We start from the raw sequence: 25,271 nt of genomic DNA on the forward strand, positions 1-25,271 counted from the left end.
TCATTACTTGTTGCCAGTGGCGTTCTTAAGGGCCATACGGGCGGTGATGCGCAGACGCAGCAAGCGCCATAAAATCCAGACCAGCGTGGCAGTGGCAATGCTCGCCGTCAGGAGATAAGTATCGTTGTAAGCCAGAATATTCGCCTCAAGCGTCGTCACCGACTGAAGCTGGGTAATGGCCTGGGTTCCCAGCAGGGAACTGTCGCCAACCAGGCTTTTGTACATCTGGGTGTAAAGCTGTATGCGTTCGTTCACCAGCGGGTTAAGGGTGGTGAGCTGGTCAGCCAGCAGGCTGGAATGGTACTTCTCGCGCCAGGTCTGGAAGGTGCCGAGGATCGCGGAACCCAGCAGGCCCCCAAGGTTCTGACTCATGCCAAACATCACGGAAAAGCTGACCAGATTGCGCGGATCGGCGATCACCCCGCCAATGGCGGCCAGCATCGCAGGCGCAAGGAAGAACGCGCTGCCGAAGCCCAGCAGGAACTGGCTGAATATAAGCTGATCCGGCCGGGTCAGGTTGTTGGACTGGCTGTCCAGCAGCGAGGCAACGATCATCAGCGCCAGCGAGGTGATAATCGGCCAGGCCAGATTAGTGGGCTTAATCGTCAGACAGCTGGTGACGATACCGCAGACGATCCCGGCGAAAATAGCCCACGCCAGATGGGTCATCTGTTCATTCTGTAAGCCTACATATTGCAGCCAGCCGATGACGCCCGTGTTCTGCTCCGCCAGTACGATGCGGATCAGCAGCATAATCAGCCCCAGGCGTACGATGCTGCCGCTGGAGAGCCAACGGGTATTAAGCAGCGGGTTGTTGCGGTTATGTTCAAACACGATCGCGGAGACAATCAGCACCAGCGAGAGAGCCAGCGCCCAGCCGATCCACGGCGCTTCAAACCACCAGTCCAGACGCCCTAACGACAGAACCGCGCACAGCAGCGCCATGCCGGGCGAAAGCAAAAAGAAGGTGATGAAATCTTTCTTCTCGAAGACCTTGCGTCGATCGCCCGGCGGCAGCTTGAGCGCCATCACGCAGGCCAGGGAGATCAGGGCCAGACCCAGCTCGAAGAAGTACAGCCCGCGCCACTCATCAAGCTGTAACAGCTCGGTGGAGAACAGCCGCGCCAGCGGGATCGCCAGCGACGACCCGGTTATGCCGATGGTCAGCGCCTTCAGTCGGTGCTTCGCGGGCCAGGCCTGTATCTGGTAATAAATGCCGAGCGAGCTGAGCGCGGCGGCGACCATCCCGTGTGCCGCCCGTACCATCAGCGCCGAGCTGAGATCGTTCACAAACAGGTGGAAAAAGGTGACCAGCACATACAGCACCAGGAAGCCTTCCGTAAAGGCGCGCAAACCGTACTGCTGGCGAAATTTTACCAGCAGCAGGTTGATGGAGACGTTGGTCATGACATAGACGGCGGGGAGCCAGGCGATTTCAGTCGACCAGGCGCCAAAGGTGCCTTGCAGATTTTGCAGATTGGCGGTGACGACCGCGTTACCCAGCGCCCCGGTCAGACACACCAGCAGGCCGACCACGCCATAGGCGATTCGTTTCGACGTTGGATGTTCCGGGGTGGAAGGGGAACCCAGCAGGGCGGGTTTCTCGTGTGGCTGCCACTCGCGAGGAGCATAAGGGTCGCGTTGGGGCAGGCGCATAACGGGGTTTACCTTTCAAAAAGTTGAATTGTGAGCGGGCTAATGATTCTAAGGCTGACGCAAATCATAATTCAAGTGAATACGATTTTCTCATGTTAATCAAATGTGAGTGCTTTTTGAGCACATCCCGGCCCGTTTTTTCAGCATTCATGCCATAGCATGACGCAAAGAAAGGGGGATAATCGAAGGCTCTGTATGCTGTAAGGAGGTAACGATGACAATGGCACTTTTTCCCTGTCTGCCTGGCACAACCCTCGACGCCGTGAATACCGTTGGGGCGTGGCTTGCTCAGGACGACTATCAGGACAACCAGCCCGTTGATCTGGTGATTCTGGCGGGTAATGCGGTGATCCCCGCGATTGATGCTGCCTGTAAAATCGCGGCTGAACAGGGTGTTCCTCTGATCATCAGCGGCGGGATCGGTCACTCGACGACCTTCCTCTACGCCGCGATTGCGAAACACCCCCGCTATAACAGGATACCCACCACCGGACGTGCTGAGGCGGCTATTCTGGCCGACATCGCCCGTGAGTTCTGGAACATTCCGGCCGAGCATCTTCACGTTGAGGATCAGTCGACCAACTGTGGCGAAAACGCCCGCTTCAGCCGGGCGTTGATGAAACAATCCGGACTGAACGCCGCCCGGGTGCTGGTGGTGCAGGACCCGACAATGCAGCGTCGCACAATGGCTACGTTTGCCCGCGTTTGCCGCGACGAGGCCGCATCGCCCGCATGGGTGAGTCATCCCGGCCTGACGCCCGTGCTGCAAAACAGCGACGACGGTCTGGTGTTTAGCGGCCCGGTCGAGGGGTTATGGCCGGTAGAGCGCTACTTGTCGCTGGTGCTGGGTGAATTTCCGCGACTCAGGGACGACATCAACGGCTATGGTCCGGCGGGACGTGATTTCATTGCCCATGTCGATATCCCTGCCGATGTGGACGCCGCGTGGCAGATCTTGCGAAACGACGTCATTCTCACCGACGCGCTGGTGAGCCGTTCCCTGCTGTGATGCTCTGCCCGTTTGCGCCATCTTTTACGCAAACGGGCATCCTGTGTTGCCGATTTGTGATTTTGGAAACGGGCTGACCCGTTTCTTTTATGAGATATCTCACAAAAACAGACTCATAGAGTAGGCAATTGCCCCGGTAATTATAGTTTTTAACATTAAGTTTACTTGTTAAAAACAGTGTGATTACAGGAGCAGGTTATGACAGTACCCGTACAACATCCTATGTATATTGATGGACAGTTTGTTGCCTGGCAGGGTGATGCATGGATTGACGTGATCAATCCGGCCACCGAAGAGGTCATTTCCCGTATCCCCGACGGCAGCGCCGAGGACGCCCGCAAGGCCATTGACGCGGCAGATCGCGCGCAGGCTGGCTGGGAGGCGCTGCCTGCCATTGAACGCGCCAGCTGGCTACGCAAAATTTCCGCCGGGATCCGCGAGCGCGTCAGTGAAATCAGCGCGCTGATTGTGGCCGAAGGCGGCAAGATCCAGCAGCTGGCGGAAGTGGAAGTGAACTTTACCGCTGACTATATCGACTATATGGCCGAGTGGGCGCGCCGCTATGAAGGGGAAATCATTCAGAGTGACCGTCCTGGCGAGAATATTCTGGTGTTTAAGCGTGCCCTGGGCGTCACCACCGGCATTCTGCCGTGGAACTTTCCCTTCTTCCTGATTGCCCGTAAGCTCGCTCCCGCGCTGATCACCGGTAACACCATCGTTATCAAACCGAGCGAATTTACCCCAAACAACGCCATTGCGTTTGCCAAAATCGTCGATGAGATTGGCCTGCCGAAAGGCGTCTTTAACCTGGTGCTGGGCCGGGGTGAAACCGTCGGACAGGAGCTGGCCGGGAACCCGAAAGTGGCGATGGTCAGCATGACCGGCAGCGTCGGGGCAGGTGAAAGGATCATGGCTGCGGCGGCGAAAAACATCACCAAAGTGGGGCTGGAGCTGGGCGGTAAAGCCCCGGCCATCGTGATGGACGATGCCGACCTCGAGCTGGCCGTGAAGGCCATTGTGGATTCACGCGTCATCAATACCGGACAGGTGTGTAACTGTGCGGAACGTGTCTATGTCCAGAAGGGGATCTACGACCGCTTTGTGAATCGTCTGGGCGAGGCAATGAAAGCCGTCCAGTTTGGCAATCCGGCTGAGCGAACGGATATTGCCATGGGGCCGCTGATCAACGCCGCCGCGCTGGAGCGCGTGGAGCAGAAGGTGGCCCGCGCGGTGCAGGAGGGGGCTAAGGTGGTCCTTGGCGGTAAAGCGGCAGAAGGCAAAGGGTATTTTTATCCCCCAACGCTGCTGCTGGACGTACGTCAGGATATGACCATCATGCACGAAGAGACCTTTGGCCCGGTGCTGCCGGTGGTGGCTTTCGACACCCTGGAAGAGGCGCTGAAAATGGCCAACGACAGCGACTACGGTTTAACCTCGTCTGTTTATACGCAGGACCTGAACGTCGACATGAAAGCCATTAAGGGGCTTAAGTTCGGCGAGACCTACATTAACCGTGAAAACTTTGAAGCGATGCAGGGCTTCCATGCAGGCTGGCGTAAATCCGGTATCGGCGGGGCGGATGGCAAACACGGTCTGAATGAGTATTTGCAGACGCAGGTGGTCTATTTGCAGTCGTAATCAGGAGCCCCCTCCATGCGAGGGGGTTCACATTTTCAGGAAAGGTGGTTATGTTGGCGCGATAATGATTCTTTATCGGGAAACAACATGCGCACAAAATATACGGGTCTGCAAATCAGCATTCACTGGCTGGTTTTTCTGTTAGTCATTATGGCCTATTGCGCCATGGAGTTCAGAGGGTGGTTCCCAAGAACCGATCGTCCGCTTATTAATATGATCCACGTTTCCTGCGGGATCAGCATCCTGGTGCTGATGGTGGCGCGCCTGCTTATCCGCCTCAAATTCCCGGCTCCGCCTATTCAACCGAAACCAAAAGCGATGATCACCGGGCTGTCCCATCTCGGGCATCTGGTAATCTACCTGCTGTTCATTGCGCTGCCGCTGATCGGTATGGTGATGATGTATAACCGGGGAAATGACTGGTTTGCGTTTGGCCTGACGATGCCGCATGCGGCGGAGGGGAATTTTGACCTGGTGGATACCCTAAAGGAGTGGCACGTAACGCTGGCGAATCTGGGGTACTTCGTGATTGGTTTGCACGCCTTTGCCGCGCTGATGCATCACTACTTCTGGAAGGACAACACGCTGCTGCGCATGATGCCGAAAAAGCGCCAGTAACCGATAATGCCCTGCGAACCCGCAGGGCATTTTTTTGCGGCTTATTGCAGTTGCGCGCGCTCCTGCGCCGTTAAGTCCAGTTCCTGAGTTGAACCCGTTTCCGAAGATTTTACCGCCGCTTCCAGCACCGCCATCACCGCCAGGGCTTCCACCGGATGGACCGGGTTGTCAATCTTGCCGTTCAGGGCATCGCGCACGTTTATATAGTACTGCCGCTGGTCGCCTTTTGGCGCAGGGATAGCGCTGGCTTCACCCTGGGCATTAAACAGCACCATAGCGTCGCTGTCTTCACCCCAGCTTTCGCTACCCGGAGCGACGCCTGCCAGCAGCTGGGCTTCCTGCTGATCGATGTGCGCTTTCACCACGCTGGCCTTATCGCCGTGGACGGTAAAGCGGGCAACGCCACCCGCCACCAGCATGCTGCAATGGAGGACCACTTTGTGTTCCGGATAATTCAGCACCACGTGCGCCCAGTCGTTAATCTCCGCGCCGTCACGCAGGGTGGCGATGTTGCCCTGTACCGACTGCGGCAGACCAAAAAGCTGTAGCGTCTGGTCAATCATGTGCGGGCCTAAGTCGAACCACAGGCCGCTGCCGGGCACGTTTTGCTCTCTCCAGCGCACGCGAACCTCCGGACGGAAACGATCGATATGCGACTCAAAATGTTTCACCTTACCGATACGGCCTTGCTCAATCACCTGCTTAATGCCGAGAAAATCGCTATCCCAGCGGCGGTTATGGAAGACCGAGAGCAGGCGCTGTTTTTCTTGCGCAAGCGCAATCAGATCTCGCGCTTCCTGCATATCCAGCGTAAACGGCTTATCCACTACCACATGCTTGCCGGCATTGAGCGCCAGGGTGGCCAGCGGCGCATGGGTCGCGTTAGGGGAGGCGATAACCACCAGGTCGATATCCGGGTGCTGAATGGCCTCTTCCGGCGTGGCGACAACGAGGACGTCCGGCAGGTCGCGTTTCACTTTCTCTTCATCCCGGGATGAGACCACCGCCAGCTTCAGGCCTTCGACGGACTGGATCAGCGGGGCATGGAACGTCTTACCTACAAAACCATACCCGATCAGCGCAATATTCATTGTCTTCACTTTATTCATGACCTTCTCCACGTTAATGCGCGCCAACGGTAACCTGCAAGGCGCTATGGTCCCCGAGCTCTGCCCAGGGACGATCTAAAAACAGTTGATGAATCTCGGATAACCCTGACACCAGATACGGTTCGCACTGGTTGAGTTTTAGATGGTCGGCGACTACCCAGTGCGCCTGGCTTGCGGCCAGCATGGCACGCTTCACTTCGGCATCCGCCTCCTGACTGGCGCTCAATCCGAGTTCGGCATGGATGGCGCATGCGCCAAGGATGGCAATATCCGCCCGGTAGCGAGAGAGCAGGGAAAGGGTGGCGCTTCCGGCAAACAGGCGTTGTTTCTGATCCCACTTTCCACCGAGCAGGATCAGGTCAATATCTTCCCGATCGCTAACCTGCTGGGCGATATCAAGAGAAGGGGTGATGATGGTCAGCGGCCCCTGAAGGAAAGCGGCAACGGCCAGCAGTGTGCTTCCGGCGTCCAGAAAAAGCGTCGAGCCCGCAGGCACGCATTGCGCAACCTGTTTACCCAGCCGCTGCTTAATTTCAGGGAGCAAGCTATTCCTGCTTACTCGGGTCATCGTCGAGAGATTCAGCGCGATGGCGCCGCCATGGTTTTTTTGTGCCAGTCCCTGTTTTTCCAGGTCGGTCAGATCGCGACGGATGGTGTCCGCCGAAACCTGCAATCGCTCTGCCAGCTCGTTAATGCTGGCCTGGCCTTGCTCAGTAATGATATCAAGCACATATTTCTGTCTGGCGGTTTTATGCATGGGGCAGTATCCTGCAAAATGTCGCAATACTTCGCAGTTTACAGCATTTTGCAGGAAAGGGAATCGGGACAGGTGCGGGATGTTATCCAAAAACAGTTTGATGGTGTGATTATTGATATTGCATTAATCAGTCATCAAAAACATGTATGTATCTTTTAGGTATGTTGTTATCGCTATGTTTTACTTGAAAATTTGGCTTAAGCTGCCGGATTATTGGCTCTAACCAGAATGTTTAACTAATTTGTAATTATAAATTAGTGCATATATCTATTAGTTTTTATTTTTAAAGTAAAATAATTCAATTTTATTCGGTGTATTACTTAAGTTGACATTTCTTTGAAAATCTTTGTGTCTGATTCGGGGTGAAATTAACGCAAAAATGTACACCGGGGCATTTTAGAATTTTCTTTATATTACAGGGGGTTTATTTGTTTCATCTGAAAGGCCTTTTATAACGTTTTGTCCAGAAACCCCATCTTTTTTCTTATTTGTAACACCGCATTAACATTACGGGTGTGGTTGCTCATATCACATTTTGTTATGCTGCGAATCAATAAATATTTAAGCAAATTCTTAAAAGAAAAAAAGAGAATGAACGGCTCTCATCTCAATTGAAATGGGTATGGGGAACTATTACCCGAATTAATCGAGAAGGAGTAAGGGATTTCTGGCGAATTATTTGTACCTCTTCCTGGGTATTTATTTGGCTATCACCTGGAGTCGGGGGATATTATGAAGATGAAATGCAATAACAGGTTACTCAGACTATCTGCCTCCCTGACCTTAATTTCGTTGGTGGTGACTGCGGCTAATGCAAATAACGGCCAGGCGGGGATATCTCCCGTTGCGGCAATGACGATGAAAGAAAGTATTCTTTTCGCTCTCGATCGCGACCCCTCAGTGAGCCAGCAGGCAGCGCAACTGGGGATCGGCCAGGCACAAATAGACGAAGCGCGCAGTGGCTGGATGCCACAAATAGCCCTGAACGGGAGTACGGGTCACAGCCAGACCACCGATTCAAGCGGCTCGTTGCGAAATTCCGCAGCCTGGGGCCTGAGCCTGACGCAGCTGGTGTACGATTTTGGCAAGACCAATAACAGCATCAGCCAGTCTTCAGCTCAGCGTGACAGCTATCGCTACCAGCTGATGAGCACGATGTCTGCCGTCGCGGAAAAAACGGCCCTCAGCTATGTGGAAGTAAAACGCTACAGCGATCTGTTGCAGGCGGCAAAAGAGAATGTGCAGGCGCTTAAAAACGTTGAGCAGCTGGCAAAACTCCGCGCCGATGCTGGCGTAAGCTCCACCTCTGATGAGCTTCAGACCCGCACCCGTATTGCCGGGATGCAGGCAACGGTAGAGCAGTACAATGCGTCCCTGAACAGCGCCCGCGCGCGGCTGGCGGTATTAACTGGCATACAGGCTGAACGCTATTCACCGGTTCCGGGAGGTCTGGCCGTGGAGCCGGATTCTCTCAATCGGATTGATTATTCACTGATCCCAACGGTGATGGCCGCGCAGAACATGGAGCGTTCAGCCCAGTACGGCGTAGAAACCGCCAGGTCTCAGCACTGGCCGACCTTAAGCCTGAAAGGGGGCCGCACCCGCTATGAGTCTGATAATCGCGCGTACTGGGATGATCAGATCCAGCTCAATATTGACGCACCGCTTTATCAGGGCGGCGCGGTCTCGGCGCGCGTCCGTCAGGCCGAGGGCGCAAGGGCAATGGCATCGTCCCAGGTCGATCAGGCCCGTTTTGATGTCCTGCAAAAAGCCTCCGTCGCACAGGCCGACTGGACCGGGGCGCGTGGACGAATGGAAGCCGGGAAGCGTCAGCTGGAAAATGCGTTGCGCGCCCGCGATGTCTACAAAAATGAATATACCCTGAGCAAGCGCAGCATTAACGATCTGCTCAGCGTGGAGCAGGATGTCTGGTCTGCCACCTCAGCGAAAATAATGGCTGAATACGATGGCTGGAGTGCGGCGATTAATTACGCCTCCGCGGTGGATAATCTCATGCCGCTTATCGGAATAGAGAAAAACGCTGCCGCGAAATTACCTGATTTAAGTTAAAAAAAGGCGCGCCTTTCTGCGCGAAATAAGTCAGACAATAATGGGTGATTTTTCCCAAGGATAGCTACATCCCTCTGGTGGACATATCCACAGGAATACGCGCACCTGCAAGGAGAAGAATATGAGTACCGCAAAAGTTGTTGATGTCATCATTCGCAAAACGGCAGAGAAGACGAAATTAACCGGTGAAGGGAATCTCTCGGTCTCTATTTCATCGCCGAGCGTGATTGAAATTCAGGGTTCTGCTCAGGACGTGGTGCGTTATGTCCGCCAGGGGAATGACCTCCTCATTTATATGAAAGATGGCAGCGTGATCCGCTGCAATAATTATTTTGTCGAAGACACGGAAACCCATAATCATTCCGAGCTGGTATTTAACGATAACCAGGCGTTGACGCATATTTCATTTGCCGATGCCGGGGAAGCATCAGGCGTTGCCGCCACCGAATTAACCGCCCAGGCTGCACCCATTAGCAGCATTGAACCTTTCCTGGAGCAGGGAAGCGTCTTAAGCGATGCGCCGTGGGGCTGGATTGCCGGTGCGGCGTTAGGGGGCGGTGCGATCGGCGCACTGCTGGCTCACGGCGGCGATGGTGAAACCAAAACCAAAGTTATTGATAATACAAAAGAAGTCGAAAGCGCCACGCCGACATTTTTGCTGACGGACAACGCGGGTGACAAGCAGGGCGTGCTGAGTGCAAAAGCGGTCACGGATGACAACACCCCCACCTTCAGCGGTACCGGGCAGCCGGGCGCGACCATTCAGGTTAAAGACGGCAGCGGCAGCACTATCGCCAGCACCATGGTCGCGAAGGACGGCACCTGGACGGTAACACTCCCGACCCAGGCCGACGGGGAACATACCTGGTCCGTCGTACAGATCGACGGCAGTAAAACGACCTCTGCGGGCAGTATTACCGTAACCGTTTCTACAGCGGATACCAGCGTGACGCTCGCCACCACGGCGGGCGATAACGTGATCAACGCCAGCGAGCAGGCCGCTGGCTTTACACTGTCCGGCACCAGCAAAAACCTGGCCCAGGGAACGGCGCTTACCGTCACGCTCTACGGTAAAACCTATACCGCAGAAGTGGGGGCAAACGGCGCATGGAGCGTGAAGGTCCCTGCGGTCGACGCACAGGCGCTGGGCGATGGTACCTGGACGGTCAACGTCAGCGGAAAAGACGCGGCGGGCAACACCGTGTCCGGCAGCCAGACGATTGGCGTGGATACCGCCTCGCCAGTGATCTCTGTCGACACGATCGCCCAGGACAACATCATCAACGCGGCTGAACATAATCAGCCGCTGACGCTGACCGGGAAAACCGATGCGGAAGCGGGCCAGATTGTGACGGTCACGCTGAACGGCAAAAATCACACGGCGACCGTGGGCAGCGACGGCAGCTGGTCCGTTACGCTTCCGGCCAGTGAAGTACAGGCGCTGGCTAACGGCGAGCACACCCTGACGGTAAACGTCAGCGACAAAGCGGGTAACGGGTCATCCACCACCGCCGATTTCACGGTCGATACCGCAGCGCCAGTGGTCACTATCAACACCGTCGCGGGCGACGACATTCTGAACACCAGCGAGCAGGGGCAGGCGCAGATTATTTCCGGCCAGGCGAACGGCGCGGCGGAGGGCGACATTGTCACCGTGACCGTTGGCGGCAAGACCTTTACCGGTGCCGTCCAGGCGGACGGCAGCTGGAGCGTCGGTGTGCCTGCCTCCGTCATTGGCGCGCTGGGGGAAGGTAGCCACAGCATTTCGGTCTCCGTGACCGATGCGGCGGGCAACACCGGCAGCGCGACGCACGGCATTACGCTGAGCGGCAACCCGCCGGAATTTACCCTTGACCCCATCAGCCAGGATAACGTCCTGAATGCGCAGGAGGCCATGCAGCCCCTGAGCCTGAGCGGGACCAGTAATCTGCCGAACGGCAGCGCTGTCACCGTGACGCTGAACAACGTTAACTATCAGGCCACCGTTGAGAACGGTCGCTGGTCCGTTCAGGTGCCGGTTTCCGACGTGCTGGATCTGGCGAATACCCTTTACACCGTCAGCGTCAGCGGCACCGACAGCGTGGGTAACAGCGGCTCCGCCGAGGCGAATCTGCTGGTAGACACCGTGCTGCCGCAGGTGATCGTCAACACCTTTGCCGGGGATAACCTGGTCAATAACGCCGAAGCGGCGGTTGACCAAACCCTCAGTGGACGCGTCACCGGCGCGGCGGCGGGCGATACCGTCTCTGTCACCGTGGGCGGCAAGAGCTATACCGCGACGGTTGGCAGCGACCTGAAATGGAGCGTGACAATCCCATCGGCCGACCTCCAGGCGTTTGGCGACGGCGATTTAACCTTCAGCGCCTCTGTCACCAATGCGCACGGCAATACCGGCACCGGCGAACGTGATATCAACATCAACGCCGAACTGCCGGGCCTGCGCGTGAACACGATCTCTGGCGATGACGTGATTAACGCCATCGAGCAGCAGCAGGATCTGGCCGTAACCGGCTCCAGCACTCATCTGGCCGAAGGCACACAGATCACCGTTACCATCAATAATGTCGAATACGTCACCACGGTTAACGCCAGCGGCAACTGGCAGATTGGCGTGCCGGCGGCGGACCTTCAGGCATGGACGGCGGGAGGCATGACCGTCAGCGTCAGCGCGGAAGATGCCTGGGGCAACACTGTGGCGGCTGAACACCCGATCGAGCTTGACCTGAATGCGGTGGCCGTCACCATCGATACCGTAACCACTGACGATATGCTCAACGCGGCGGAAAAAGGCGCGGATGTCACGCTTTCTGGTCAGACGCAGGGCGTGGAGGCCGGGCAGACCGTGGTGGTGAAATTCGCGGATCAAACCTTTACTGCACAGGTGCAGCAGGACGGCTCCTGGCACCTGACCGTTCCGGCGAGCGCGATGGAAACGCTGATCGACGGGCGTGCGCAGGTGAGCGTCAGCGTGACTAACGTCAACGGCAACAGCGCGGACGCCTCACGCGTGGTGATCGTCGATACGCAGCCGCCAGCCATTACGCTTGATAACCTGACCGACGACAACATCATTAATGCGGCAGAAGCGCAGCAGGATCTGGTGCTCAGCGGCAGCACAACCGCTGAAGCGGGCCAGACGGTCACCGTGACGCTGAACGGTAAATCTTACCAGACCACGGTACAGGCGGACGGTCGCTGGCAGCTGAACGTGCCTGCCGCCGACGTAGGCGCGCTGACCGATGGCAATGTCACCGTGACGGCCACCGTCAGTGACGTGGCGGGCAACAGCAGCAGCGCGGACCGCGTTGGGCTGGTGGATGCCACCGTGCCGCAGGTGACCATCAACGATTTCGTCACCGACACCAACACCGTTAACCAGCTGGCCCATGCTCAGGCGCAGATCCTGAGCGGCTCCGTCACCGGCGCGGCGGCGGGCGATTTGGTCACCATCACCATCAGTAACGTGGACTACACCACCGTGGTGGATGCGGCAGGCAACTGGAGCCTCGGCCTGCCTGCGTCCGTCGTTCAGGGGCTGACGGACGGCACCTGGACCATTAACGTCTCCGTGACCGACCAATCCGGCAACACCGGCAGCAGTTCAGTGGATGTGGTGGTCAATACTGTGACGCCCGTTATCGGTATTAACACGCTGGCCGCGGATGACGTGATCAATGCGGCAGAGAAGGGCGAAGATCTGCTGCTTTCCGGTACCAGCAACCAGCCGGAAGGAACCACCATCACCGTTAATCTGAACGGTATCAACTACACCGCCACCACCGACGCCAGCGGCAACTGGAGCGTTACCGTCCCCGCTTCTGCGGTGAGCGCGCTGGGTGAAGCCAATTACACCGTGACGGCGAGCGTCACCGATAATGTGGGCAACAGCGCCGCTGCCACGCACGATGTGCTGGTGGACAGCTCGCTGCCGGTTGTTACCCTCAACAACTTCGCGGGCGACAATATCGTCAACGCGGCGGAAGTGGCCGCAGGGCAAACCCTGACCGGAAAGGTTTCTAACGCGGCATCGGGCGATACCGTCACGATTATCCTCGGCGGGCAGACATACACGGCCACCGTACAGGACGATCTCACCTGGAGCCTGCCGTTAACCCAGAGTCAGTTAACCGCGCTCGGTAACGGCGACCTGACCGTATCGGCCAGCGTGACAAACGCGCACGGCAATACCGGATCGTCTTCCCTGGATGTCACCATTGACGCCCAGCTGCCCGGCCTGCGCATTGATACCGTCGCCGGTGACGACGTCATTAACGTTATTGAACACGCGCAGAACCTGGTTATCTCCGGCACCAGCACCGACCTGGCGGCGGGTAGCACCGTCACCGTGACCATCAACGGCAAGAGTTATTCCGCCTCGGTACTGGCGGATGGCACCTGGCAGGCTGCGGTTCCGGCTGCCGACGTCTCCCGGTGGGCGGACGGGTCGCTCACCATCAGCGCCAGCGCGCAGGATACCTCCGGCAACCCGGTGAATATCGGTACCGTTGTGGATGTCGATCTCGCCCCGGTGGCGATAAACATCAACAGCGTGACGGACGACAACGTGCTTAACGCGGCAGAAAAAGGCCAGGATCTGGTGCTGTCCGGCTCCTCCTCGAACGTTGAAGCGGGCCAGACCGTTACCATTATCTTTGCGGGTAAAACCTGGACCACGACGGTCGATGCCAACGGCGACTGGACCTGCACCGTACCGGCTGCCGATCTGAGCGGCCTGAAGGACGGCGACGCCAGCGTACAGGTCAGCGTCACCAACGTGAACGGCAACGCGGCCTCTTCCTCGCAGGCATTCAGCGTCGATACCGCCGCGCCAGCGGTCACCATCAACACCATCAGCGGCGACAACATGCTGAATGCGGCAGAGGCGGCGCAGGATCTGACCCTGAGCGGGACGTCTACTGCCGAAGCAGGCCAGACGGTCACCGTGACCTTCAACGGCAATCAGTACACCGCCCAGGTGCAGGCGAACGGCAGCTGGACGCTGGACGTTCCGGCGGCGGATCTGGCGGGGATCGCCGACGGCAGCGCGGCGGTCACGGTGACCGTGTCCGATAAAGCGGGCAACCCGGCCAGCGCGGGGGCGTCCGTGCTGGTCGACACTACCGTGCCGCAGATTACCTTCAACATTGTGGCGGGCGACGACATTGTTAATATTGCCGAGCACGGCCAGGCGTGGATTGTCACCGGCAAGGTGACGGGCGCGCAGGCGGGCGATGTGATTACCCTGACCCTGAACGGCAAAGACTACACCGCGATGCTGGACGGTGCCGGTAACTGGAGCGTGGGCGTTCCGGCGGCGGACGTGGGCGCGCTGGTTAACGGCGACCAGACGATTTCCGCGACACTCACCGATAAAGCGGGCAACAGCACCAGCGCGACGCACGCGTTTGACGTCTCCCTGACCACGCCGGTGATTGCCATCAATACCCTGGCGGTTGACGACGTGATCAACGCGACCGAAAAAGGCCAGGACCTGTTGATCTCCGGCACCAGCAACCAGCCGGACGGGACCCGCATCACCGTAACCCTGAACGGTATCAGTTACGCCGCCACCACCGATGCCAGCGGTAACTGGAGCGTCACCGTTCCGGCGGCAAACGTCTCGGTACTGGGCGAAGCGAGCTACAGCGTGACGGCCAGCGTGACCGATACCGCGGGTAATAGCGCGAATACCAGCCATAGCGTGCTGGTCGACAGCGCGCTGCCGCAGGTCACCATTAATGCGGTTGCCACCGACGACGTGATTAACGCGGCGGAAGTGGCTTCCGGACAAACCCTGAGCGGGAAAGTGAGCGGCGCGGCGAGCGGTGACACTGTCACGATCGGTATCGGGGGCAACACCTATACCGCGACGGTTCAGGACGACCTGAGCTGGTCGGTTAACGTGGCGTCTGACGTCTTAACCGCTATCGGTAACGGCGATCTCACCGTAACAGCGAGCGTGACCAATGGCCACGGCAACACCGGCACCGGCGAACGCGACATCACGATTGATGCCAGCCTGCCGGGCCTGCGCGTGGATACCGTAGCAGGCGACGATGTGATCAACAGCATCGAACATGGTCAAAACCTGATTATCACCGGCTCCAGCGACGGGCTGGCGAGCGGATCGGCGCTGACGGTCACCGTCAACGGCAAAATCTACGCGGCAACCGTGCTGGCGGACGGCACCTGGACGGCGGCTATTCCGGCGGCGGACGTCGGCGCGCTGAGCGCAGGCACGATCACCGTGACCGTTGACGGCCAGAGCGCGGCGGGTAACCCGGTTTCCATCAGCCACGACGTGAAAGTGGATCTGGCGGCAGTCGCCATCAGCATTAATCCGATTGCCTCGGACGACGTAATCAACGCGGCTGAGAAAGGCGCGGATCTGGTGCTGTCTGGCTCGACCACCAACGTGGAAGAAAACCAGACCGTTACCATCACCTTCGGCGGCAAGTTGTACACCGCGACGGTGGATGCCAGCGGCAACTGGACGGCGACCGTACCGTCTGCCGATTTGGGCGGACTGAAAGACGGCGACGCCAGCGTGCAGGTCAGCGTCACCAACGTGAACGGCAACAGCGCCTCGGCGGGCCGCGAGTACAGCGTGGACGCCACCGCGCCGACGGTGTCCATCGAGATCGTCAGCGACAACAACATCATCAACGCGGCCGAAGCGCAGCAGGATCTGGTCATTAACGGTGTCTCCAACGCCGAAGCGGGCCAGACCGTGACCGTGACGCTGAACGGCGTGGACTACACCACCACCGTACAGGCGAACGGTAGCTGGAGCGTCACCGTACCGTCTGCGGATATCGGCGCGATTACCGACGGCGATTACACCATCACGGCAGCCGTCGCGGATAAGGCGGGTAACCCGGCCTCGGCGGACCGCGATGTGCTGGTGGATACCACGGTGCCACAGCTGACCATTAACACCGTTTCCGACGACGACGTGATCAACAGCGCCGAGCATGCGCAGGCGCTGATTGTCACCGGTTCCGTGACCGGTGCGGCGGCGGGCGACGTGGTGACCGTCACCATCAATAACAAAGATTACACCGCGACCCTGGACACTTCCGGCAGGTGGAGCGTGGGCGTGCCTGCGACGGACGTGAGTGCCCTGGCCGCCGGGGATTACACCATCACCGCGGCGCTGACCGATAAAGCCGGAAACAGCAACAGCACAACGCACGAGGTTGAAGTCAACCTCACCGCGCCGGTGCTGACCATTGACACCGTGTCCGGTGACGATGTGATCAACAGCAGCGAGAAAACGCAGGATCTGACCATCACAGGTACGGCTTCCGGGCTGGCAGCGGGCGCGGTGGTCACCGTGATGCTCAACGGCAAAGCGTACAGCGCCACGGTGGACACCAATGGCCAATGGACCACAACCGTTCCGGCGAGCGAGGTGGGGCAACTGGGTGAAGCGCTTTACACCGTGTCGGCCTCCGCGACGGACAGCGTCGGCAACAGCTCCAGCACCTCGCACACCGTGAACGTGGAATCCGTGCTGCCTGGCGTCATCATCAACACCGTGGCGGGCGACGACGTGATCAACGCAGCGGAGCTGGCAACCGGCCAGACCATTAGCGGCACAGTGGTGAATGCCGAAGCGGGCAACACCGTGACTGTGTCTGTTGGCGGCCACAGCTACACCGCAACGGTACAGGACAATCTCACCTGGTCCGTCAGCGTACCGGATTCTGTGCTCACCGCGCTGGGCAATGGCGATCTGACCGTGACCGCCAGCGTCACGAACGGCGCGGGCAACAGCGGCAGCGGCGAGCGCGATATCACTATCGACGCGAATCTGCCGGGCCTGCGCGTGGACACCGTAGCGGGCGATGACGTGATTAACAGCATCGAACACGGGCAGAATCTGATTATCACGGGTTCAAGCGACGGCCTGACGGCGGGTACGGCGCTGACCGTCACCGTAAACGGTAAAACCTATCCGGCTACTGTGCTGGCAGACGGCACCTGGAGCGCGGCGATCCCTTCTGCGGACGTGAGTGCCCTTGCCGCAGGCACGGTCACCGTGAACGTTGAAGGCCAGAGCAGCGCGGGCAATCCGGTGACTATCAACCATGATGTGACGGTGGATCTGGCAAACGTCGCCATCAGCATTGACGCCATCGCTTCCGATGACGTGATCAACGCCGCCGAGAGGGGTGCGGATCTGGTGCTCTCCGGCACCACCTCGAACGTCGAAGAAAACCAGATCGTCACCATCACCTTCGGCGGCAAGAACTACACCGCCACGGTGGACGCTGAGGGTAAATGGACCGCCACGGTGCCGTCTGCGGATCTGACCGGTCTGAAAGACGGCGACGCCAGCGTGCAGGTCAGCGTCACCAACGTGAACGGCAACAGCGCGTCTGCGGGACGCGAGTACAGCGTGGATGCTACCGCGCCGTCCGTGACCATCAACACGATTGCCACCGACGATATCCTGAACGCCTCAGAAGCGCAGTCCGACCTGGCAATCTCTGGCACCAGCACCGCCGAAGCAGGCCAGACGGTGACCGTATCGCTGAACGGCAAAGATTACACCACAACCGTCAGCGCGAACGGCAGCTGGACGCTGAACGTGCCGGCAGCTGACCTTGCAGGATTAACCGACGGCAGCGTCACCGTGACCGCGGCCGTCAGCGACAAGGCGGGTAACCCGGCGTCGGTGGACCACACCCTGACGGTGGACGTCACCGTTCCGGCAGTGACCATCCACACCGTTGCAGGCGACGATGTGATTAACGTGGCTGAACACAATCAGGCGCAAATTATCAGCGGCTCCGCGACCGGCGCGGCGGCGGGCGACACCGTCACCGTCACGATCGGCGGCCAGACTTATACCACCGTGCTGGATGCGGCGGGTAACTGGAGCGTGGGCGTTCCGGCGAATGTGATTTCAGGCCTCAGCGACGGCAGCGTGACCGTCACTGCGTCAGTCACCGACGCGGCGGGCAATACCGGCAGCGGCACGCATAATGTGACCGTCGATACCGGTCTGCCGTCGGTCAGCTTCAACGCCATCAGCGATGACAACGTCCTGAACGCGGTAGAAAAAGGGCAGGATCTGAGCGTCAACGGCACCAGCGCCAACCTGGCGGAAGGCACCGTGGTCACCGTGACCCTGAACGGTAAAAACTACACGGCGACGACTGCGGCAGACGGCACCTGGAGCCTGACGGTTCCGGCTGCGGATCTGTCAGGCCTCGGTGAAGCCAGCTACACCCTGAGCGCGACGGCCACCAACGGCGTGGGCAACAGCATCAGCACTACGACGAACCTGCTTGTCGATACCGCGCTGCCAACCGTCACCATCAACACCGTGGCGGGGGATAACGTCATCAACGCGGCGGAAGTGGCCGCAGGCCAGACCATTACCGGTAAGGTGGCGAACGCGGACATCGGTAACACCGTGACGGTGAACATCGGCGGCAACACCTATACCGCGACGGTGCAGAGCGATCTGACCTGGTCCGTTAACGTGCCGGAATCCGTCCTGACGGCGCTGGGCAATGGCGATTTAACGGTGTCAGCAACCGTCACTAATGACCATGGCAATACGGGAACGGGCGAGCGCGATATCACTATCGACGCCAGCCTGCCGGGCCTGCGCGTGGATACCGTCGCGGGCGACGATGTGATTAACAGCATCGAGCATGGACAGAACCTGATTGTCACCGGCTCCAGCGACGGACTGGCGGCAGGCACTACGCTCACCGTGACCGTCAATGGCAAAACCTATGCGGCCTCCGTGCTGGCAGACGGTACCTGGAGCGCGGCGATCCCGGCAGCAGACGTCGGGGCCCTGGCTGCGGGCACGGTTACCGTGACCGTTGCAGGCCAGAGCGCGGCGGGCAATCCGGTCTCTATCAGCCACGACGTCACCGTCGATCTGGCAGCCGTGGCGATCAGCATTGATGCCATCGCCACCGACGACGTGATTAACGCGGCGGAGAAAGGTGCGGATCTGGTGCTTTCCGGCAGCACCTCCAATGTGGAAGAGAACCAGACCGTGACCATCACCTTTGGCGGCAAGTCTTACACCGCCAAAGTCGATGCCGACGGCAACTGGACGGCCACCGTGCCTTCCTCGGATCTTGCGGGTCTGAAAGACGGCGACGCCAGCGTGCAGGTGAGCGTTACCAATGTGAACGGCAACAGCGCGTCTGCGGGCCGGGAGTACAGCGTCGATGCCACGGCGCCAACCGTGACCATTGACACGGTAGCCGGCGACAACGTGATCAACGGCAGCGAAGCGGCTGCGGGCGTGGCCATTTCCGGCACCACCACGGCTGAAGTCGGTCAGACGGTAACCGTTAACCTCGGTGGAAACAGCTATACCGCACAGGTTCAGCAGGGCGGCGTCTGGAGCATTAACGTGCCGGCCGCCGATCTGTCCACTCTGGCGGATAACGGCTACACCGTGCAGGTGAGCGTGAGTGACGCCGCGGGTAACCCGGGCAGCGCGGGCAAAGCGATTACGCTCGATACCACGCCGCCGACCGTCAGCTTTAACGTCGTGGCGGGCGATGACGTCATCAACAGCGTTGAGCACGGGCAGGCGCAGGTCGTCAGCGGCACCGCAACCGGCGCCAGCGTCGGCGATAAGCTGGTCATCACGATAGGTTCGAACCAGTACACCACCACCGTTGACGCCAGTGGCAAATGGAGCGTGGGCGTTCCTGCCAGCGACATTTCTGCCCTGACCGACGGCACCGTGACCCTCAGCGCGACAATCACCGACAGCGCGGGCAACAGCAGCACCCAGACCCATGACGTGGTGGTAAATACCGCATCGGTCGCGCTGACCGTCAACACCCTCAGCGGCGATGACGTGATCAATGCGGCAGAAGCGGGGGCGTCGCTGGTCATCAACGGCTCCAGCGCGCAGTTTGCTAACGGCACGCAGGTCACTATCACCCTGAATGGTAAGAGCTATACGGCCACTATCCAGAGCGATGGCTCCTGGACAACCACCGTACCGGCCGCCGACGTGGGCACCCTGGCCGACGGCGCGAGCTACCAGGTTTCTGTTTCGGCGCAGGACAGCGCCGGGAACAGCGCCTCGGCGACGCACACCATCAGCGTGGACACCACCGCGCCGGTGATTAGCGTGAACACGTTGTCGGGCGACGATGTGCTGAATGCGGCGGAAGCCCAACAGCCGCTCACCGTACACGGCTCTTCCAGCGCGGAAGCAGGCCAGACGGTGACCGTCACGCTGGGCGGGAAAACCTACACTGCGCTTGTGGCAAACGACGGCACCTGGACGCTCGACGTCCCGGCCGCCGATCTTGCCAACCTGAGCGAAGGCGCGCTGACGGTCACCGCGTCGGTGAACGACAAGGCGGGTAATAACGGCCAGACGACGCATACCTTAACGGTCGATACCGTCGCGCCAGCCGTGACCATCAGCACCGTGGCCGATGACGATATCGTCAACAACGCCGAGCAGCTGGCGGGACAGACCATCAGCGGGACCACCACCGCGGAGCAGGGCCAGACGGTGACCGTCTCCTTCAACGGCCACAGCTATCAGGTGACCGTGGCGGCGAATGGCTCCTGGTCCGTCTTCGTGCCGGGGCGCGACTTCCTCGGACTGAGCGACGGGGATTACACCATTACGGCTACGGTGAGCGATAAGGCAGGTAACCCGGGCAGCGCAACGCACGACGTGACGCTGAACGGCGACGTGCCGACCATCGCCATTAACACCTTTGCGCAGGATGATATCGTCAACGCCGCCGAGCACGGCACGCCGCTGGTTATCAGCGGCACCACCGATGCGCCAACGGGCCAGACGGTGACCATTACGCTTAACGGTAAAACCTACACGGCTACCGTTCAAAATGACGGCACCTGGAGCTATACGGTCGGCAGCGCAGACGTGACCGCGCTGGCGGACGGCGGTTCGTACGTGATTAACGCGCAGGTGAGCAACGCCATCGGCAACAGCGCCAGCGATAACCATACCGTTACCGTGGATCTCACCGCACCGTCGATGGGGATCAGCATTGATTCCCTGCAAAACGATACCGGCCTCAGCGCGAATGACTTCATCACCAACGACAGCCAGGTGGTGGTGAATGGTTCCCTGACCGCGCAGCTCGGCAATAACGAGAAGGCGCAGATCAGCCTTGACGGCGGTACCACCTGGATTGACCTGACCGTCACCGGCACCACCTGGCGCTGCACCGATGGTCGCACCCTGACCGACGGTACGTACCAGTACCAGGTGCGTGTGATCGACAATGCAGGCAACGTTGGGGCAACGGACAGCCAGGACGTGGTAATCGATCTGACGAAGCCTGCGGCGGCGACCATTACCGTGGATTCCGTCTCGCAGGATACCGGCCTGTCCGACAGCGACTTTATTACCAGCGACAACCAGATCAGCCTGAAAGGGACGCTCGGCGCGGCCCTGGGCAGCGGCGACCACGCTCAGATCAGCCTCGACGGTGGCGCAACCTGGACTGACGTGAGCGTCAGCGGCCTGAGCTGGACCTACGTTGACGGCCGCACGCTGGCCGACGGAGACTACAACTATCAGCTGCGGGTGATTGACGACGCGGGGAATATCAGCGCCACTACCAGCCAGGTGGTGACCATTGATACCGTCGCGCCGGACGCCAGCAAAACGATCGCTATCGACAGCATCAGCGACGATACCGGCCTGAGCAGCAGCGACTTTATCACCAATGATACCTCCCTGACGCTGCACGGCTCGCTCGGCGCAACGCTGGCCGACGGCGAATATGCCCAGATCAGCATCGACGGCGGGGTCACCTGGCAGAACGTGATCGTCACTGGCAACAGCTGGTACTACGTGGACGGCCGCACGCTGGGTAACCAGACCTATGACTACTACGTTCGCGTAGTGGATGCGGCGGGCAACGTGGGTGCCAGCGCTCATCAGCAGGTGACGGTCGATACGGTCGCGCCGGATGCGGCGATTACGGTGACCGTGGATAACATCACCGTCGATACCGGCTTCGACAATAACGACTTCCTGACCAGTTCGACCTCGTACACGCTCAACGGGACGCTCGGGGCCGAACTCGGGGCCGGTGAGTATGTACAGGTGAGCATGGATGGCGGCACCACCTGGGTTTACGCCACGGTAAGCGGCACCCGGTGGAGTTATAACGACACCCGCACCCTGGCCGACGGCGACTACCGCTATCAGGTGCGGGTTGTCGATCAGGCGGGCAACGTCGGGGCCACCACCACGCAGGACGTGACGGTGGATACCCAGGCGCCGCAGTACGGCATCACCATTGACAGCATCAGCGAAGATACCGGGCAGTCCGGAAGTGATTTCATCACCATGGACACCTCGCTGACGATCAACGGCTCGTTGGGCAGCGCGCTGGCCAGCGACGAGCGCGTACAGATCAGCCTCGACGGCGGTAATACCTGGATTGACACTACCGTCACTAACCAGCGCTGGAGCTATACGGATACCCGCGATCTGGCAGACGGGGATTACACCTACCAGGTGCGGATCATCGACCAGGCGGGCAACGTCGGCTCAACCTCTTCGCAGGTGGTAACGGTTGATACCACGCCGCCTGACACGGTGGGAACGGTGGTCAGCTATACCGACGGGGAAGGTGAACGTACAGGCACGTACGGCGCATCAGTCGCGACGGACGATACCTCGCCGCTGATCAACGGTACGCTTAACCGCGCTCCGGAAGATGGCGAAATCGTGCAGCTTTACCGGGACGGGATCTTGCTGGGTCAGGTCACGATGAACGGCAGCGCAAGCTGGTCCTATCAGGACAACGGCCTGCTCGACGGGAATCACACCTACATTCTGCGCGTCACCGACAAAGCCGGTAACTACACGGAATCGGATGGCTTTGTGCTGAACGTCGATACCAGCATCCCGACCACCACGGCGGCGATTACTGCCCAGACCACCTCGGATACCACGCCGATTGTCAGCGGTACGGTCTCCGCAGACCTGGTGAACGGTGAATATCTGGTGGTGACGGTGAACGGGAAAACCTACACCTCCCAGACCGGCGGTGCGGTGGTCGTCGACCCGGATCACAATACCTGGTATCTACAGATCCCGGACAGCGATGCCCTGAGTGTGGCGAGTTACGACGTAACCGCGCAGGTGAAGAGTAGCGCGGGCAACGGTAACACCACCGGTACGGCAACCGGTAGCCTGGTGATCGATACCACCTCGGTGAATACCGACTGGGCGACCACTGCGGGGAACAGCAACAACTCAACCATGACTCTCGGCATGAACAGCAGCGGGCTGTGGAATATCATCGCTAATGGACAGTCTTATTCCAGCAGCGATGATTCAACCTATGCCGGGAATACGTTAACTAACACCCGTAGCTACTATGTGGTGAGCCAGACGGCAGCTGACTTTGACCGTAACGGCACGCAGGATATCTTTGCGACGGAGAACACCTACGCGGGCTCTACGCAGGTGATGTGGACCAACGATGGCAGCAGCTACACCGCCAGCCAGCTGGCGATGGGAACCACCATCTGGTACGGCGGCGTAATTGCCTACGACAAAACCGGCGATGGCTATCTTGATCTGGCGTACGGCGATGCCGGTATGGACTCCCTGACCTACCTGGTGAATACCAACGGCGTTCTGTCGCCGGACGGCACCGGCGGGGAAGGTGGATTCTACGGCCAGTTCGATTCCGGGCGTGAAATCTCCGGCGTCGACCTGAACAACGACGGTACCGTGGACATCGTGCAGCACACCAACCGCAGCGGGGCGTACTCGCTCACCGTGATTAACAACAACGGGAACGGTACGCTTTCCATTGGCCAGAACCTGACCAACGTGTTTGTGGCCAACGCCTCGAATACCACCACGGCGGCCTCCATGACGTGGGCGGACTTTAACGGCGATGGCTACATGGATCTGTACCTCGGCAGCAGCTACAACAACAACGGCGGGGTGATTTACTACAACGACGGTACCGGGCAGCTTTCCACGACCAAAAGCGCGGTGGAAGCCTCTAACGCCACGGCGGGCTATCTGTCGGTGGCGGTAGACTGGAACGGTGACGGGCAGATGGACATCATCAAGCTCAGCACCTACGGCAGCTCACAGACGGCGACCCTGTTCACCAACAACGGCTACGGCTCAACCTGGACTTCAAGCCAGCTGGCTTCTGGGCTGGCCAACGTCACCGGTGTCGCCGCGGTGGACTACAACTGGGACGGTGCGCAGGATCTGCTGGTGTCTCAGCAGAACGGTAAGGTGGTGCTGGTGCAGAACAATGCGGAGATCGCTGACGGTACCGCGATGCATCTGCACATTGTCGATAGCGAAGGCATCAACGCGTACTACGGCAATACGGTCAATCTGTATAACGCTGCGGGCGTGCTGGTGGCCTCGCAGATCATCAACGCTCAGTCCGGCATTGGCTCGAACGATACCTCTGCGCTGGTGAGTTTCTACGGGCTGGATCCGAACGAAACCTACTCGGCGGAGATCGTGAAGATCACCAACGGCGTCTCGGATAACGTCACCTGGACCGGCCTGGACGCGGGCAACGGCAAAGAGGGTTATGTTCTCACCGCCGAAGCGGCCACCGGCGGCCACAGCGGAACCATCACCGGTACCGGGTATAACGACACCTTTATCGCAGAGGATGGGACCTATACCTATAACGGCTCCGGCGGCTGGAATACCCATTCCGACTACGACACCTGGAGCAATACCGGCGGCATGGACGTGGTGGATTATCGTAATGCCACCTCTGGGATAACCGTTGATTTGCGCCTCTCAACGGCGCAGGACACCGGATTCGGTACCACGCGGTTGTTGAATATTGAAGGGATTAACGGCTCCGACTATGACGACGTGATCACCGGCAACAGCGGTGATAACCAGTTCGAAGGCCGGGGCGGGAACGACACCTTCAACATCGGCAGCGGCGGTCACGATACGTTGCTCTATAAGCTGATCAACGCGTCTGACGCGACGGGCGGCAACGGTAGCGATGTGGTGAACGGCTTTACCGTCGGCACCTGGGAAGGGACGGCGGATACGGACCGTATCGATCTGCGCGACCTGCTTTCCGACAGCGGCTATACCGGCACCGGCTCGGCGAGCTACGTGAACGGCGTGGCGACGCTGGACAGCAGCGCGGGCAACATCGCCGACTACATCCGCGTTGTGCAAAACGGCAGCAACACCGAGATCCAGGTTGACCTGGACGGGACGGGCGGTCAGTTCACGCCCACCACGCTGGTGACGCTGAACGGCGTGCAGACGGATCTGGCGACGCTGTTGGCCAATCATCAACTGTTAATTGCGTAAAACAACGCCGCGGGGAGCGCTCCTCGCGGCCTTTTGCGTTTCTTTACACGAATAGCCATAACCCTATATTTCACAAGATTATTT

General features: G+C 59.3%; 8 protein-coding genes. 5 read left to right on the forward strand and 3 right to left on the reverse strand.

Annotated features, from left to right (window positions below):
• Positions 1-3: 3 nt before the first annotated feature.
• Positions 4-1,656: an MFS transporter gene (locus SK50_RS13175; RefSeq protein ID WP_048229530.1), complete on the reverse strand. Its 1,653-nt coding sequence runs from the start codon at positions 1,654-1,656 to the stop codon at positions 4-6.
• 214 nt (positions 1,657-1,870) lie between these two features.
• Here SK50_RS13175 and SK50_RS13180 point away from each other — a divergent pair, with 214 nt between their 5' ends.
• From SK50_RS13180 to cybB, 3 genes are all read left to right on the forward strand, one after another.
• Positions 1,871-2,665, forward strand: a complete 795-nt coding sequence (locus tag SK50_RS13180; protein WP_017384495.1) for a YdcF family protein — start codon at positions 1,871-1,873, stop codon at positions 2,663-2,665.
• Between the two features lie 198 nt (positions 2,666-2,863).
• Entirely contained in the window at positions 2,864-4,303 is a 1,440-nt protein-coding gene (gene aldA, locus SK50_RS13185) for an aldehyde dehydrogenase (protein ID WP_048229532.1), read from the forward strand.
• A gap of 87 nt (positions 4,304-4,390) precedes the next feature.
• On the forward strand, positions 4,391-4,921 hold the full coding sequence (cybB, locus tag SK50_RS13190) for a cytochrome b561 (protein ID WP_015570570.1): 531 nt from the start codon (positions 4,391-4,393) through the stop codon (positions 4,919-4,921).
• Between the two features lie 41 nt (positions 4,922-4,962).
• Here cybB and SK50_RS13195 read toward each other — a convergent pair whose 3' ends face one another.
• Positions 4,963-6,030, reverse strand: coding sequence for an oxidoreductase (locus SK50_RS13195; RefSeq protein WP_023303701.1), 1,068 nt, complete (start codon positions 6,028-6,030; stop codon positions 4,963-4,965).
• A 13-nt stretch (positions 6,031-6,043) separates the two neighbouring features.
• Positions 6,044-6,787 carry a DeoR/GlpR family DNA-binding transcription regulator gene (locus tag SK50_RS13200; RefSeq protein WP_032653508.1) on the reverse strand — a complete coding sequence of 248 codons (744 nt, stop codon included), beginning with the start codon at positions 6,785-6,787 and terminating at the stop codon, positions 6,044-6,046.
• Between the two features lie 732 nt (positions 6,788-7,519).
• On the opposite strand from SK50_RS13200, the gene SK50_RS13205 reads away from it, so the two are divergent.
• The gene (locus SK50_RS13205; protein WP_032653510.1) at positions 7,520-8,857 is read left to right on the forward strand and encodes a TolC family outer membrane protein; all 1,338 of its coding nucleotides are present in this window, start codon (positions 7,520-7,522) and stop codon (positions 8,855-8,857) included.
• A gap of 121 nt (positions 8,858-8,978) precedes the next feature.
• Positions 8,979-25,187, forward strand: coding sequence for an Ig-like domain-containing protein (locus SK50_RS13210; RefSeq protein ID WP_048229533.1), 16,209 nt, complete (start codon positions 8,979-8,981; stop codon positions 25,185-25,187).
• Positions 25,188-25,271: the final 84 nt, after the last annotated feature.

The sequence above is a fragment of the Enterobacter sp. BWH64 genome (assembly GCF_001037645.1).
GTDB lineage: Bacteria > Pseudomonadota > Gammaproteobacteria > Enterobacterales > Enterobacteriaceae > Enterobacter > Enterobacter hormaechei_C.